Raw genomic sequence first — 13,851 nt, 5'->3', positions numbered from 1 at the left:
GCCACGACTGCCGTCCTCGCCGATAGTACCGCGGCCGATGATGAATGTACGCGCGCCTTGCTTGCGGCGCTGTTTCCCCCACGGGTGCCCCACGATGACGCGACTGCTCAAATGGTTCGTGCAGGGTTTGCTGATCACCGTCCCTTTAGTGGTCACCGGATGGATATTCTGGCAGCTCTTCCGCCGGCTCGATAGCTGGCTGGGCCTCTCGGTGCCCGGGGCCGGGTTCGTGGCCACGATTCTGATGGTGATCGCCGTTGGATTCCTCGGCACAAGCCTCCTCACGCGCACCGCGTTGACCGGCTTTGAAGGACTGATGGGACGCTTGCCGCTGGTGCGGCTCGTCTACTCCGCAACGAAAGACTTATTGAACGCCTTTGTTGGCGAGAAGCGGCGCTTCGACAAGCCCGTGCTCGTGTCGATGACGGCTGACGGCGCCATGCGTGCCCTCGGATTTGTCACCCAGGAATCGATGGAGGCGATGGGACTCGCAGACTCCGTGGTGGTGTACTTTCCGCAGTCGTATGCCTTTGCGGGTTGGACCTTTGTTGTGCCGGCGTCGCGTGTGACGCCACTCGGCGCCGACAGTGCGGATGTGATGGCCTTTGTGGTATCGGGTGGCGTGACCGACATTCCCCATTTGCTTTCGAGGTCGTAATGCGAGTGCTCTCTCAAGGGTGGTCTGTGATGCGCACGACGCTGGTGACGCGAGTTGCGCTGGGCGCGCCGCTGCTCGGCGCGACGATCGCGGCATTCGCGGTGACCGCGTCAGCTCAGGCGCAGCCGCGCGACACGCTCGTGTTGTTGCGCCCCGCCGCCGTGTGGGACGCGATCGCGGACGCGCCGCATGCCGGGTGGGTGGTGCTCGTGCGCGGCGATCGCATTGCCTTCGCGGGCGCGGCATCGGATGCGCCCGCCTCGCGCGGTGCGACGGTGGTGGAGTTGCCCGGCACCACGTTGATGCCCGGGCTGATTGAAGCACACTCGCACCTCCTGCTGCATCCGTACAACGAAGCGCAGTGGAACGATCAGGTGCTCAAGGAGCCGCTCGCGCTACGCGTGGCACGCGCCACGAACCACGCGCGCAACACGCTCATGGCCGGCTGGACCTTTGTGCGCGACCTCGGCACCGAGGGCGCTGGCTACGCGGACGTCGGACTCAAGCAGGCGATTGACCAAGGGATTATTCCCGGTCCGCGCATGCTCGTGACGACGCGCGCTATTGTGGCGACGGGAAGCTACGCCCCGCGTCGCGTGGATTTTTCGTTTGACCCGCCGCAGGGTGCAGAAGAAGCGAATGGCGTGGAAGATGTGATTCGCGTGACGCGCGATCAGATTGCGCACGGCGCCGATTGGGTGAAGGTGTATGCCGATTATCGTTGGGGCCCGCGCGGCGAAACGATGCCGACGTTCAGCGAAGCGGAACTCCGCGCGATGGTCGAAACGGCGCGCTCAAGTGGACGCGCGGTGGTGGCGCACTCGAGCACGCCCGAAGGGATGCGGCGCGCCATCATGGCGGGGGTGGAGACGATTGATCACGGCGACGCTGGCACGCCGGAAATCTTTGCCCTCATGAAGGAGAAGGGCGTGGCGCTCTGCCCCACCCTCGCGGCGGGTGACGCCACGTCACAATACGCTGGGTGGAAAAAGGGTGTAGACCCCGAGCCGCGCGGCATTACCGCGAAGCGCGCCTCGTTCAAGCTGGCGCTCGACGCCGGTGTGACGATTTGCAACGGGAGCGACGTGGGCGTCTTTCCGCACGGCGAAAATTCGCGCGAGCTTGAGATGCTCGTGAACTATGGCATGACGCCAGTGGCCGCCCTCAAGGCAGCCACGAGCGTGAACGCGCGAGTCTTGCACGTGGACTCGCGGGTCGGGTCGGTGAAGGCTGGCCTCCTTGCCGACGTCATTGCCGTGGACGGTGATCCGACCAAGGATATTTCGCGCACGCGCGCCGCCAACGTGAAATTCGTCATGAAGAACGGCGTGGTGTACCGCAAGCCGTAACGCCGACCGCCACCGTCGCCCGAACGCGAGGCGACGGTGGTCACGCGGTGGTTCGCCCGCTCCGTTTTGCGATGAAGTAGAACAGTGGCCCGAGCGCCACGCCCACGGCGCTGCCAATCAACGACGGCATGGCGAGTTCCCCGTCGTGCACCGCCAGTCCGACGACGACGCAGAGGACAAGCGTCGGCAACGTCGCGATTGCCGCGACGCCTCCCCAGCCCAGCGGAATGCGGAACACGCCACGCAGTTCCGGTTCGCGGCGGCGCAGTGCGAGGAGTGCACAGAACTCCAGAATGAGCGCCAGCGAATAGAGGAGCACGTCGGCCACCACGAGCCGACTGAACGGCAGTAACGCGAAAATGGAATACGCGATGGCCGATATCACCACCGCACGACGCGGTGTGCCCCGCGCGTCAGTCACGGCTAGTGCGCGCGGAAGGAGTCCGTCCACGGCGAGCACGTGCGGCACGCGGGAGTAGGTCATGAGCAACGCATTCAAGAGCGCCATCGCGCTAATCATGCCGCCAATCGCCAGCCATGCCGCGAGGAAGGGACCGAAGCGTCCGCCCAGCGCCACGGCCACCGCGGGCCACGCGCCTTCTTTCCACTGACCCAAATTCGTCGCCGCCAGCGTCGGCAGTAGCGGGATGAAATAACTCAGCGTGACGAGTGGCACCGCAAAGCTGAGTGCGCGCGGATAGGCCCGTGACGCATCCACCACTTCGCCCTGCACCGTGGAGGCATTGTCCCAGCCGATGTAGTTCCACAGCGCCGTTGAGAGCGCGACGGCGAGCCCAGCGCCAACGGTAGAGCCTGGGACGACGAACGGCGTCCACGGCGCATGCGTGACTTGCGGCAGTGCGACCACCGCCAGCACCGCGAAGCCCGTGAGGACGAATACACCGGCGGCAATCGACACGCGCCCCACATTCAGCGCGCCGCTCAGATTGATCGCCGTGGCACCCCAGATCAGCACGAGCGAAACGCCCCAGTGCGCGCCCGCGGACATATTCGGCACGAACCAGGAGAGGTACGTGTTGAACAGCACCGGATAGATCGCCATATCCACGAGCGAATACAGGTAGGTGATCCACCCGTTTTGAAAGCCCCAGAAACTCCCGAAGGCGCGGCGCACCCAGCGGTAATAGCCTCCTTCCTCTGGCATCGCAGACGCCAGCTCCGCGATGATGAGCGACTCTGGCGCTGAATACACGAGCGGCAGCGCGAGCAGCATTACGAGGGCGAGCCCCGGGCCCGCCGCCACCACGAGCCCTTCCATGCTGTACGCGCCGCCCGAGGTCGTGAAGAACATCACGAACACGAGGGCCGTGGTAGTAAGCGTGCGCTTCAGCACGTCACACTCCGCGGTGACGCGCCACGCAAAGCGACGCTGAGCGCCGAGCCTCGGAGAGGTCGGCGCTCAGCGCGGAGCAACGAACGAACCACCGTTACGGCTTGAGCCAATGCGTGAACCATTGGCGAATACGCCCGAGCCGATCCACGAGCAGCCAGGGCTCGCCAGTGCGGCTGAGATCGTGGTTGGAACGCGGGTACCGCACCCATTCCACGGGCACGCCGCGCTTCTTGAGCGACATAAACCATTGGTCGGCTTCTGGCATTGGCGTGCGGAAGTCTTCTTCGCTCTGCACCATCAACGTGGGGGTCTGCACCTTGGCCACGTACTTGATGGGGGAGAGCGTGTCGTACATCGCCGGGTTTTCCCAGGGCTTGCCGTAGAACTCCCATTCGGTGAGTCCCTGCGCATCGCTCGTGGAATACCACGACACCCAGTTGCTGATCATGCGGTCGGTTTCGGCGGCCTTGAAGCGCGTGGTCTTGGTTTCGATCCAGGCGGTCATAAAGCCGCCGTAGCTGCCGCCGGTGACGCCCATGCGTGTGCTGTCGACGTCGGCGCGTGCGGCGGCGATGTCGACGGCTTTCATCATGTCCTTCAAGTCGTCGCCGCCCCAGTCGCCGCGGCTCGCGTAGGTGAAGTCGGCGCCATAGCCGCTCGAGCCACGCGGATTTGTATACAACACGAACATGCCCGCGGCCGCGAGGTTTTGGAATTCGTCGAACCACCCTTCGCCGTATTGCGAGTGTGGGCCGCCGTGAATGTAGAGGACGAGCGGATATTTTTTGCCGGCCGTGTACCCGAACGGCTTCATCAGCCAGCCTTCGATGGTGCGGCCGCCGACGCTCGGATAGGTGATACGTTCGGCATCGCTCCACGCGAGTTCGGCGTTGAGCTTGTCGTTGAAGTTGGTGAGTTTGCGTTCGTTCTTGCCGTCCCAGTCGGCGATGAACAGCTCGGTCGGGGTGGTGGTACCAGAGGCCACAAAGGCCACCGTCTTCATTTTATCGTCGAAGCTCCAGCCGCGCACTTCGCGCCGACCAGCGATAACTTCGCGCATCTTGGCGGTTTTCGGCGTGACCACGAACATCGCGGTCCGACCGCCGATGACTGCACTCATTTCAATTTCGCCCGACGGGAGCCACGCGTGCGTGGCCGGCTCATACTGCCATCCCTCGGTGAGGTTCTGCGGAGCGCCACCGGCCACATCGATGGTCATCAGCACGGCGTTCTTGGTACGGCCAGGGCGCGAGACGAACGACAAGCGCTTGGAGTCGGGCGACCACTGCACATCGGATTCGTCGCCCTGCAGCGAAAGCACCTTGCGGGGTGTGCCGCCGGTCGCGGGCATGACGTACACGTCGTTGTCGTTGCGCGGGGCTTCGTCGCGCGCACGGTCGAACGGCGCTTTGGCAGTCGAATCGTTGATGGCGGTGACGAGCGAATCACTGCGCAGCTGCGCGTCGGCGACGAACGTCACCCATTTGCCGTCGGGCGAAATGGTGACGTCGCGGTGCGAGTACGCGGTGCTCGTAAGGGCCGTGCGGGCATGGCTGGCGCGAACGAAGCTGATAATCTGCTGCGGCCGCGGCCGAACCGGAGCGTTGGCGGCATTGGGGACGAAGCCAACTCCGTTCGCCTTGTACGGGAAGTTGACAATTTGACGTCCGTCAAAGCGCGCCTGATCGACCGGCTTGGTGATGGCGCCGTACGGAGGCGTGTTCATGCCGCCCGGTCCGTCGCCGCGGCCACCGGCCGCACCGGCTCCACCGCCACGGCCGCCGCGGCCACCGGCACCGGCGCTCGACGCGGTATCGGCCGCCGTGTACACGATCACGGCGTGGTCCTTCGGGCTTGATCCCACTGGTTCCGCATTTTCCGGTTGATAGGCTTCGCCGCCCGATTCGTCGGCGTGTAGCGCCCAGCTTGCTCCGCGCCCGCCGGGGCGTGTGGAGGTAAAGAACAGCAACTTGCCGTCATCGCTCCAACGTGGATTGCTGCTCTCATAGCCGGGTGAGGTCCAGCGGACGGGCGCCCCACCGGTGGTGGGCACGACCCAGATTTCCGAATGGCGCTTGTTCTCGCGCTCTACCACCGTCGTCACCGTAACGGCCACGCGGCGACCGTCGGGTGACTGCGCCGGCGTGCTCAGGGTCGTCACGCGGTGCCAGTCGTTGGGCTGCATGGCGCGCGGAGCCGCCGCTGGGGCAGCCGCCTGCGCTGCCAAGGCTGCAGGGAGGGACAGAACGGCGAGGATTGGACGAATCGCGGCGAAACGCATGGCCGACATCTCCATCGAGGATTGAGCGGAAAATCGATCGCGTGAGAATGTAGTCCGCGTATGCCCTGATGGACACTAGGCGTGTGATCGGCTAACCTGACAGGGTACCCTGCCCTCCCAGCCCAATGAAACCGTTCGTCTACAAGTTCGGCGGCGCCGCCCTCGCCGATGCCACGGCAATCCGACGCGCGCTCGCCATCATCGAGAACACCCGCGAACCATTGGTCGTGGTGGTCTCGGCAATGCATGGCGTGACCGACGCACTGCTTGCCGCCGCCGACGCCGCACTCGCTGGCGACGGCACGCGCGCCGCGGCGCTGCTCGCGCCGCTCGCACAACGCCATCGCGCCACATCGCGGGCGTTGCTCGCTGGCGCATCGCGGCGCGCATACGAACAGATGGTCACCGGCGAATTCAACGACTGCCTCGCCGTCCTCGGCGGGTTGGCCGCACTGCGCGAACTCACGCCACGCACGCGCGACTTGATTGTGGCTCGCGGTGAGCGGCTGAGCGCCGCACTCGTGGCGGCCGCCATCGGACGTCGCGCACGCTACGTGGATGCGACGACGTTCCTCCACACGGACGCGCGATTCGGCGACGCCGTGCCCCAGCTCCCAGCGACGGACCGTGCGGCTCGACTCGTCCTACGTCCGCTCCTACGTCGTCGGTTGGTGCCGGTGGTGCCGGGGTTCCTCGGCAAGGCGCCGAGTGGCGATGTCACAACGCTCGGTCGCGGCGGCACGGATTTAACGGCTGTGGTTATCGCGCGCGCACTCAGTGCACGCGAGGTCTCACTCTGGAAGGACGTCCCTGGTCTGCTGACGGCCGATCCGCGCGTGGTGCCCGACGCGCGCGTGCTCCCGCACGTTCACATTCGCGAGGCGGCGGAGTTGGCGTATCACGGAGCCAAGGTGCTCCACCCACGGTCCATGATTCCGATTGCGGGACGCCGCATTCCCGTGCGGGTGCGTCCCGTACTCGACCCCGCGTCGGTGGGCACGGAAGTGTCCACGCGACGCGTAGCCGGCCGCTCGCCGGTGCGCGCACTCGCGGCACTGCGCGGGCAAGCGATGCTGACGGTGGAAGGAAACGGAATTCTCGGGCTGCCTGGCGTCGCGGCGCGAACGCTGTCGAGTCTGCAAGAGCTGGGGCTCTCGATTCCATTGATCACCGCGGCGTCGAGTGAGCACTCGCTCTGCATTGCCGTGCCAGCAGGCGACGCGCGCGCCGCGCAGCTGCGGCTCCAGTCGGTGTTCGCCGACGACATTCGCCGCGGCGAAATTGACGGCGTGACGATTCAACCAGCGATCGCCATCATCGCCGTGGTGGGGTTGGGGATGGCGGGCACCAAGGGCGTGGCGGCGCGCACCTTCGGCGCGCTACGCGATGCCGACGTGAATGTGATTGCGATTGCGCAGGGTTCGTCGGAACTCAATATCTCGATTGTGGTGGAGGACGCGCGCGCCGGCGATGCACAACGCGCCATTCACCGCGCTTTTCAGCTCGACAAGATTGGCGGGGGCGCGGTGGGTGAGCCTGCGCGCACCGATCTCTTTCTCTTGGGATTTGGGCAGATTGGTCGTCGCGTCGCAACGATGGCGCCACGCGTGCGGCAACGGGGCCTTGCGTTGCGCGTTGTCGGCGTGTGCGACACGAGTGGCGTGCTCTTTGACCCGGCGGGGATTTCGCCGCAGCGCCTCGATGCGCTCGCACACGCGAAGCAGCGCGGCGTACCGATTGCCAAAACGCGCGGCGCACTCACAATGAATGCGACCGCCGCTGTGGCGTATGCCGCGACGCATGCCCTGCATCATCCGATCACGGTGGATGTGACCGCGGACGAAACCGTACCGGCACTCATGGCGGCGTTGCGCGGCGGCATGGACATCGTGCTCGCCAACAAGCGTCCGATGACCGGCTCGGCGGCACGCGCCGACGAACTGCTCGCCACCGCGCGTGATCGTGGGCGCCATCTGTTAGCCGAGGCCACCGTGGGTGCGGGTTTGCCGGTGCTCGACACCTTCAGCAAGCTCGCGGAGTCTGGTGATCGCGTGCGCAAAATTGAAGGATGCCTCTCCGGCACACTGGGGTTTCTCTTTGATCGCATGGGACGTGGCGCGCGGTTCTCCGAGGCCGTGGCCGAAGCCATGCAACTGGGCTACACAGAGCCAGACCCGCGCGAAGATCTGAGCGGTATGGATGTGGCGCGAAAGGCACTCACGCTTGGCCGACTGCTTGGGTTCCGCGGAGAGCTTGGAAGCCTCGCCATTGAGTCACTCGTGCCGGCGCGCGCGCGCACGTGGCCGTTGCCCAAGTTTTTGAAGTCACTCGCTTTGTTCGACGAGGACTGGGCGGCTCGCGTCGCCGCTGCGCGCACCAAGGGGCGCGTGCTCCGCTATGTGGCCGTGGTCACCGCGCGGCGCGTGCGCGTGGGGCTCGTGGCGGTGGATGCCTCGAGTCCATTCTCGTCGCTCATCGGCACGGATAATCAGGTGGTGTTCACGTCAGATCGGTATCGCGACCGCCCGCTGGTGGTCACGGGCCCAGGCGCTGGCCCCGACGTGACCGCCGCTGGCGTGATGAACGACATCCTGTCGCTGGCGCGGAGGGCGCGATGACCGCGCGCGCCGCTGCCATCGCGCCAGGCGGCATTGGGAATATCGGGCCAGGGCTCGACGTGCTCGGGATGGCCGTGAGTGGACCCGGCGATCGTGTGATTGCGGAGCGCGTGCTCGGGCGCGGTGTGACGATTGCCGATGCGGGGCACCCAGAACTTCCGACGGCGGCCGACCGCAACACCGCCGGCATTGCCGCGATGCAGGTGTTGTCGTTTGCGGGCGCGGAAAACGTGGGTGTAAGCCTGACCGTCATCAAAGGGCTTCCGCTCTCCGGTGGTCAGGGCGGAAGCGCTGCGTCGGCCGTTGCCGGTGCGGTGGCCGTGAACCGACTTCTCGGCAACCCGCTCGACCCGATGACGCTTCTCGCGTGCGCGCTGGAAGCAGAAGCGACGGTGTCGGGGCGCCACGCGGACAATCTTGCGCCGGCCATGTTCGGCGGCATCTCGCTCATTCGATCGGTGGCGCCACTCGAGGTGATTGCTTTACCTGTGCCCGCGGCGCTGCGCATTGTGATGGCGCATCCGAATCAACGGCTGCGCACGGCAGATGCGCGCGCGGCGCTGCCGCAGTCGATTGATCGCGCGCTCGTGGTTGCGCAGATGGCGAATGTCGCCGCGATGGTGTCGGGATTCTGGACCGGCGATCTGCAAATGATTGGTCGCGGCCTCGAAGATCAGATTGCTGAGCCGGCGCGCGCGCCGTTGCTCCCAGGATTCATCGCCGCGAAAACGGCGGCGATGGAAGCGGGCGCACTGGGCGGTTCCATTAGCGGCGCTGGCCCAACCAGTTTCTATTTTGCGACCAACGACTTGAGCGCCCAGCGCGTCGCGCATGCGGTGCGCGATGCGTACGCGGCACTCGGCATTGCCTGTGACACGCGCGTGGCACATGTGGCCACGCACGGCGCCATTGGACTTAGCGAGGATTCTACCAGTGTCTGAACTATTTGCTGTTGCAGGGACGCCATCGGTGCAGCGCTGCGAATCGTGCGGCGCGACCTGGCCCGAGCTCGACGCGAGCGCGACCTGTCGCACGTGCGACGGCCTCCTGGCCATTGTACAGCCGACGCCCACGGCGCACGGCGCTGCGCTGCTCCAACGGTTTGGGTCGCGGTGCTGCACGCACCCAGGGAGCGAGGCCAGCGGCGTGTGGCGCTTTGCTGAACTCGTGATGCCGTCGGCGACCTCGCACGTGACGCATCCTGAGGGGAACACGCCGTTGCTCCGCCGTACGGCCGTGCAGACGTACGCAGGGGTCGCAGAACTCTGGCTGAAGCACGAAGGGCAGAATCCCACAGGATCGTTCAAGGATCGTGGAATGACGGTTGCCGTGACGCAGGCGGCTCGCGTCGGTGCACGTGCGGTGGCATGCGCGAGCACGGGAAACACCTCCGCGTCGCTGGCATCGTATGCCGCGCATGCGGGCATCCCTGCCCTCGTGCTGGTGCCGCGCGGTCAGGTGGCCATGGGTAAGCTGACGCAGTCGCTCGCGTACGGCGCCCGCACGTTGCTCGTGGACGGAAGCTTTGACGACTGCCTTCGACTCGTGCGCGAAGCGTCCGCTGAGCTTGGCGTGTATCTGGTGAACTCGGTGAATCCGTGGCGGATTGAAGGGCAAAAGACGATTGTCTTTGAACTGCTTCAACAGCGCGGCTGGCAGGCTCCAGACTGGATTGCGTTGCCCGCAGGAAACCTCGGCAACACATCGGCGTTCGGAAAAGCATTGCGCGAGGCGCATGCGCTCGGGCTGATTGATCGCGTGCCGCGTTTGCTCGCGGTGCAGGCGGCCGGGGCGGCGCCATTTGCGACGGCGTTCGCCGACGATTTTGCGACGCACCCAACAGTGAAGCCCGAGACGATCGCGACGGCCATCCGGATTGGCGACCCCGCGAGCTGGGATCGTGCGATTCGTGCGATTCGCGAAACGAACGGTGCCGTCGCGTCTGTGACCGACGACGAGATTCTCGACGCTAAAGCGGTGATCGATGCCGCAGGTGTCGGCTGCGAGCCGGCGAGTGCGGCCAGCGTAGCGGGCGTGCGCAAACTCCGCGCCGCCGGTGTGATTGCGCCGGACGCCACGGTGGTAGCGGTGCTGACCGGTCACGTCCTGAAGGACCCCGGCGCGTTGATTGAGTACCACCAGCAGCGAGATCCCGCGCCAGCACGCGCGAACCGCCCGGTGGAGATTGGAGCGACGCTGGCAGAGGTTGCGCGGGTGTTGTCGGCACCGGCGCGCTGACTCTGGCCGTCCGCACGCGCACCCTCCCTAGCCGCCCAAGGAAGCGTTGCCTCTGCGGCTAGCGAAGGCGCTTTTGACCTTCCCCCCAAGATTGCAGCCAGAGATTATTCGCGATGGAACTTGGACTCTACACATTCGCTGACACGTCGGCCGATCCGCTGACGGGCACGCCCATCAGTGCGGCGCAGCGGCTCCGCGACCTCCTCGAAGAAGTCGAGCTCGCCGATCAACTCGGCCTCGACGTATTCGGAATCGGCGAGCACCATCGCCCAGATTTCGCGGTGTCCGCGCCAGCGGTCGTTCTGGCTGCCGCTGCGGCTCGTACCAAGCGGATTCGCCTCACCAGCGCGGTCACGGTGCTGAGCTCGGACGATCCGGTCCGAGTCTTTCAGGAATTTTCAACGGTAGATCTGCTGTCGGGCGGCCGCGCCGAGATTATGGCGGGCCGCGGATCGTTTATTGAATCGTTTCCGTTATTCGGCTACGCGCTCGACGACTACGACTCGCTCTTCTCCGAAAAACTCGATCTCTTGCTCGCGCTTCGCGATTCCGAGCGCGTCACGTGGCAAGGCAAGCACCGTGCGCCCCTGCGTGACCAGCCCGTCTATCCACGCCCCGTGCAGGACCCGCTCCCCATATGGATTGCGGTTGGCGGCACGCCGGCGTCGGTGCACCGCGCGGCTACATTGGGGCTGCCGCTCGCCATCGCGATCATTGGCGGGATGCCAGAGAACTTCGCGCCAATGGTAAAGTTTTATCGTGACACCGTGGTTGCTGAGGGGCACGACGCGTCAGTTGCTCGCGTGGGAATCAACTCGCATGTCTTTGTGGCCGACACATCACAGGCAGCGGCCGATCAGTTCTTTCCGGGCTACGCCGCGACGATGAGCCGCATTGGGCGAGAGCGCGGATGGCCGCCGATGTCGCGCGCGCAGTTCGAGGCGGGACGCTCGCTGCACGGCGCGCTGGCGGTAGGATCGCCAGAGGAAGTCGTTGAGAAGATTCTCTTTCAGCATGAGCTCTTTGGACACGACCGTTTTCTCGCGCAGATGGCGGTGGGACACATTCCGCACGCGCAACTCATGCGCTCCATAGAACTGTTCGGCACCAAAGTGGCGCCCGCTGTGCGGAAGGCCATCGGATGAACGCGCCCGTAGAACGCTTCGAACTCACCATCGCGGTCACGCCGAGCGACATCGACACGCTGGGCCACGTGAACAACGTAGTGTACCTGAGCTGGGTGCAGGATGTGGCCATCGCGCACTGGAATGCCGCCTGTCCGCCAGAGGAGCAAGCAGAGGTGGCGTGGGTCGCCATCCGGCATGAAATCGACTACAAGCACCCTGCCGTGCTTGGTGACTCAGTGGTCGCGCGCACCTGGGTTGGCAGCGCGGACTCGCACCGATTTGAGCGCAACACCGAGGTACGGCGCGCGAGCGATGACAAACTGCTCGCGCGCGCCCTCACGATCTACTGCCCCATCAATCGCGCCACCGGAAAACTGACCCGAGTGAGCGCCGAGGTGCGCGCACGTTTTTCCGCGCCTACGCCGCCGTCATCGCCCTGAGCACCGCGCCGGCGCGACGTGCCGCTTCGGCAATGCGCTCGGGACTTGTGATAAACGAAATACGGAAGAACCCTTCGCCGCCCGCGCCGAGGCCGGCGCCAGGGAGCACGATGACGCCCTGCTCTTCCATCATCCGTTCGTGGAATTCGCGGCTCGACACGCCAGCCGGGAGTGGAAGCCAGAGATACATCGAGCCCTTGGGCGGCTCCACCGAAAATCCATTCGCACGGAACGCCGCCACGGCGGCATCGCGCCGCTCCTTAAACACGGCAATGTTGCCCGGCACCCACTCGGCCCAGCTGTCGAGCGCGGCGATGCCGGCCTTTTGCACCGCCATAAACTGACCGGTGTCGAGGAAACTCTTCACCTTGGCCAGCGCACCAACGACCGTCTTGTTGCCGCAGGCCCAGCCGCAGCGCCAGCCGGTCATGTTGTACGTCTTCGAAAGCGAGTGGAACTCAATCGCCACGTCGCGCGCGCCCGGTACATCAAAGATGCTCGGCGCCACATAACCGTCGAAGGTCATCTCCGAGTAGGCGTTGTCGTAGACGAGCACGATGTCGCGCTCACGGCACTGCGCCACCACGCGCTCGAGATATTCGAGCGGTGCGACGGCAGCCGTGGGATTATTGGGATAATTCAGGTAGAGCAACTTGGTGCGCGCGAGCACGTCGGCTGGCACATCGTCGAGTTCTACGAGAAAGTTCGTGCGCGGCGTGATCGGATACATATACGGTTCTGCTTCAGAGAGCAGCGCGCCGCCGAGGTAGGCGAGATAGCCCGGATCGGGAAGAATCGCGACGTCGCCTTTTTGGAGATAGGCGAGTTCGAGATGCGCGAGTCCTTCCTTGGAGCCGATGAGCGGAACGATTTCCGTGAGCGGGTCGAACTGATGCCCAAATCGCTTGAGCATCCAGGCAGACACGGCATCGCGATACGCTGGCAGTCCGAGGCCAAAACCATAACGACTCATGGCTGGATCGCGCGCGGCGGCCGCTAAGGCTTCGACAGCCTTTGGCGGTGGCGCGAGATCCGCATCTCCTGCGCCTAAGTCAATGACGTCGATGCCGCGCGCGATCAAGTCGCGCTTCTTCTGCGGGATAGTGGCCAGCAGGTACTGGGGCAACGACGCGAAACGGCGCGAGAACGTTGGCATAGTCTAGGGTTTGGCGGGACGCGCCATAGAAAACAGCGCGTCGGGCGTCATGGGCAGATACAGGTCGGCACCGAGCCGGGAGAGTTGGTCGAGCTTGTGATTGTCGGGGAGACCATCCGTGCATACGGCGGCGTCGACTGATACGTAGAGCACTTCGCCAATGATAAAGTTGCTGGCCGACGCGCCTTCGCCCACGCGCACCACCTGCACGAGGCGGCATTCGATGCGCACCGGAGATTCCGCCACACCCGGCGGTTTGACGCGGACGCTGGCGGTGCGCGTAAAGCCGGAGACGTCGAACTCATCCACGTCTGAGCTGAAATCGACGGCGGTGCGATTCATCTGCTCCGCCATCGCGCGGGTGACCACATTGACGACGAACTCACCGGTCGCCTTAATATTCCGCAGCGAATCCTTTTCCTTTCCGTCGCGCAGGTTGACCGTGCAAAAGGTGAGACAGGCCGGATTCCCGCCCCCCATGGTGAAGTACGAGAAGGGGGCGAGATTGCCGACACCGTCCGCGCCGACCGTGGAGACAAACGCGATCGGCCTCGGCGCGACCACCCGGGCGAGCAGTCGAGACCGCTCGGGGATGGGGAGCGCCGGAATATCGAACGTGAGCATGACGGA

11 protein-coding genes are annotated in these 13,851 nt (G+C 65.2%); 7 read left to right on the top strand and 4 right to left on the bottom strand.

Annotation, left to right across the window (positions count from 1 at the left end):
- Positions 1-94 precede the first annotated feature (94 nt).
- Both NTZ43_08850 and NTZ43_08845 read left to right on the top strand, forming a co-directional pair.
- Complete coding sequence (locus NTZ43_08850) at positions 95-658, top strand: DUF502 domain-containing protein (GenBank protein ID MCX5767314.1); 564 nt, start codon at positions 95-97, stop codon at positions 656-658.
- Positions 658-2,007 carry an amidohydrolase family protein gene (locus NTZ43_08845; GenBank protein ID MCX5767313.1) on the top strand — a complete coding sequence of 450 codons (1,350 nt, stop codon included), beginning with the start codon at positions 658-660 and terminating at the stop codon, positions 2,005-2,007. Before NTZ43_08850 ends, NTZ43_08845 begins: the two co-directional genes overlap by 1 nt.
- 40 nt (positions 2,008-2,047) lie before the next feature.
- Here the strand turns inward: NTZ43_08845 and NTZ43_08840 are convergent, their stop codons facing one another.
- Together NTZ43_08840 and NTZ43_08835 are read right to left on the bottom strand one after the other, a co-directional pair.
- Entirely contained in the window at positions 2,048-3,361 is a 1,314-nt protein-coding gene (locus NTZ43_08840; GenBank protein ID MCX5767312.1) for an APC family permease, read from the bottom strand.
- Between the two features lie 94 nt (positions 3,362-3,455).
- Complete coding sequence (locus NTZ43_08835; GenBank protein ID MCX5767311.1) at positions 3,456-5,642, bottom strand: S9 family peptidase; 2,187 nt, start codon at positions 5,640-5,642, stop codon at positions 3,456-3,458.
- A 125-nt stretch (positions 5,643-5,767) separates the two neighbouring features.
- On the opposite strand from NTZ43_08835, the gene NTZ43_08830 reads away from it, so the two are divergent.
- The 5 genes from NTZ43_08830 to NTZ43_08810 all read left to right on the top strand — a co-directional run bounded on the left by NTZ43_08830 (position 5,768) and on the right by NTZ43_08810 (position 12,065).
- Positions 5,768-8,260, top strand: a complete 2,493-nt coding sequence (locus NTZ43_08830; GenBank protein ID MCX5767310.1) for an aspartate kinase — start codon at positions 5,768-5,770, stop codon at positions 8,258-8,260.
- Positions 8,257-9,201, top strand: coding sequence for a homoserine kinase (locus NTZ43_08825; GenBank protein MCX5767309.1), 945 nt, complete (start codon positions 8,257-8,259; stop codon positions 9,199-9,201). The genes NTZ43_08830 and NTZ43_08825 overlap by 4 nt, the downstream gene beginning before the upstream one ends.
- Positions 9,194-10,498 carry a threonine synthase gene (thrC, locus tag NTZ43_08820; protein MCX5767308.1) on the top strand — a complete coding sequence of 435 codons (1,305 nt, stop codon included), beginning with the start codon at positions 9,194-9,196 and terminating at the stop codon, positions 10,496-10,498. The genes NTZ43_08825 and thrC overlap by 8 nt, the downstream gene beginning before the upstream one ends.
- A 113-nt stretch (positions 10,499-10,611) precedes the next feature.
- Positions 10,612-11,643, top strand: coding sequence for an LLM class flavin-dependent oxidoreductase (locus tag NTZ43_08815; GenBank protein ID MCX5767307.1), 1,032 nt, complete (start codon positions 10,612-10,614; stop codon positions 11,641-11,643).
- Positions 11,640-12,065 (top strand): thioesterase family protein, encoded by a 426-nt coding sequence (locus NTZ43_08810; protein ID MCX5767306.1) that lies wholly within the window; start codon positions 11,640-11,642, stop codon positions 12,063-12,065. The genes NTZ43_08815 and NTZ43_08810 overlap by 4 nt, the downstream gene beginning before the upstream one ends.
- On the opposite strand, the gene NTZ43_08805 is transcribed toward NTZ43_08810, so the two are convergent.
- The gene (locus tag NTZ43_08805) at positions 12,043-13,221 is read right to left on the bottom strand and encodes an aminotransferase class I/II-fold pyridoxal phosphate-dependent enzyme (GenBank protein MCX5767305.1); all 1,179 of its coding nucleotides are present in this window, start codon (positions 13,219-13,221) and stop codon (positions 12,043-12,045) included. The two genes, NTZ43_08810 and NTZ43_08805, sit on opposite strands and share 23 nt — an antisense overlap.
- 3 nt (positions 13,222-13,224) lie before the next feature.
- Positions 13,225-13,845 (bottom strand): flavin reductase family protein, encoded by a 621-nt coding sequence (locus NTZ43_08800; GenBank protein MCX5767304.1) that lies wholly within the window; start codon positions 13,843-13,845, stop codon positions 13,225-13,227.
- Between the last annotated feature and the right edge of the window lie 6 nt (positions 13,846-13,851).

The organism is Gemmatimonadota bacterium (assembly GCA_026387915.1).
Classification (GTDB): domain Bacteria; phylum Gemmatimonadota; class Gemmatimonadetes; order Gemmatimonadales; family Gemmatimonadaceae; genus Fen-1231.
Note: the sequence above shows the minus strand (reverse complement) of the source record. Positions and strands in the feature narration are given on the sequence as shown.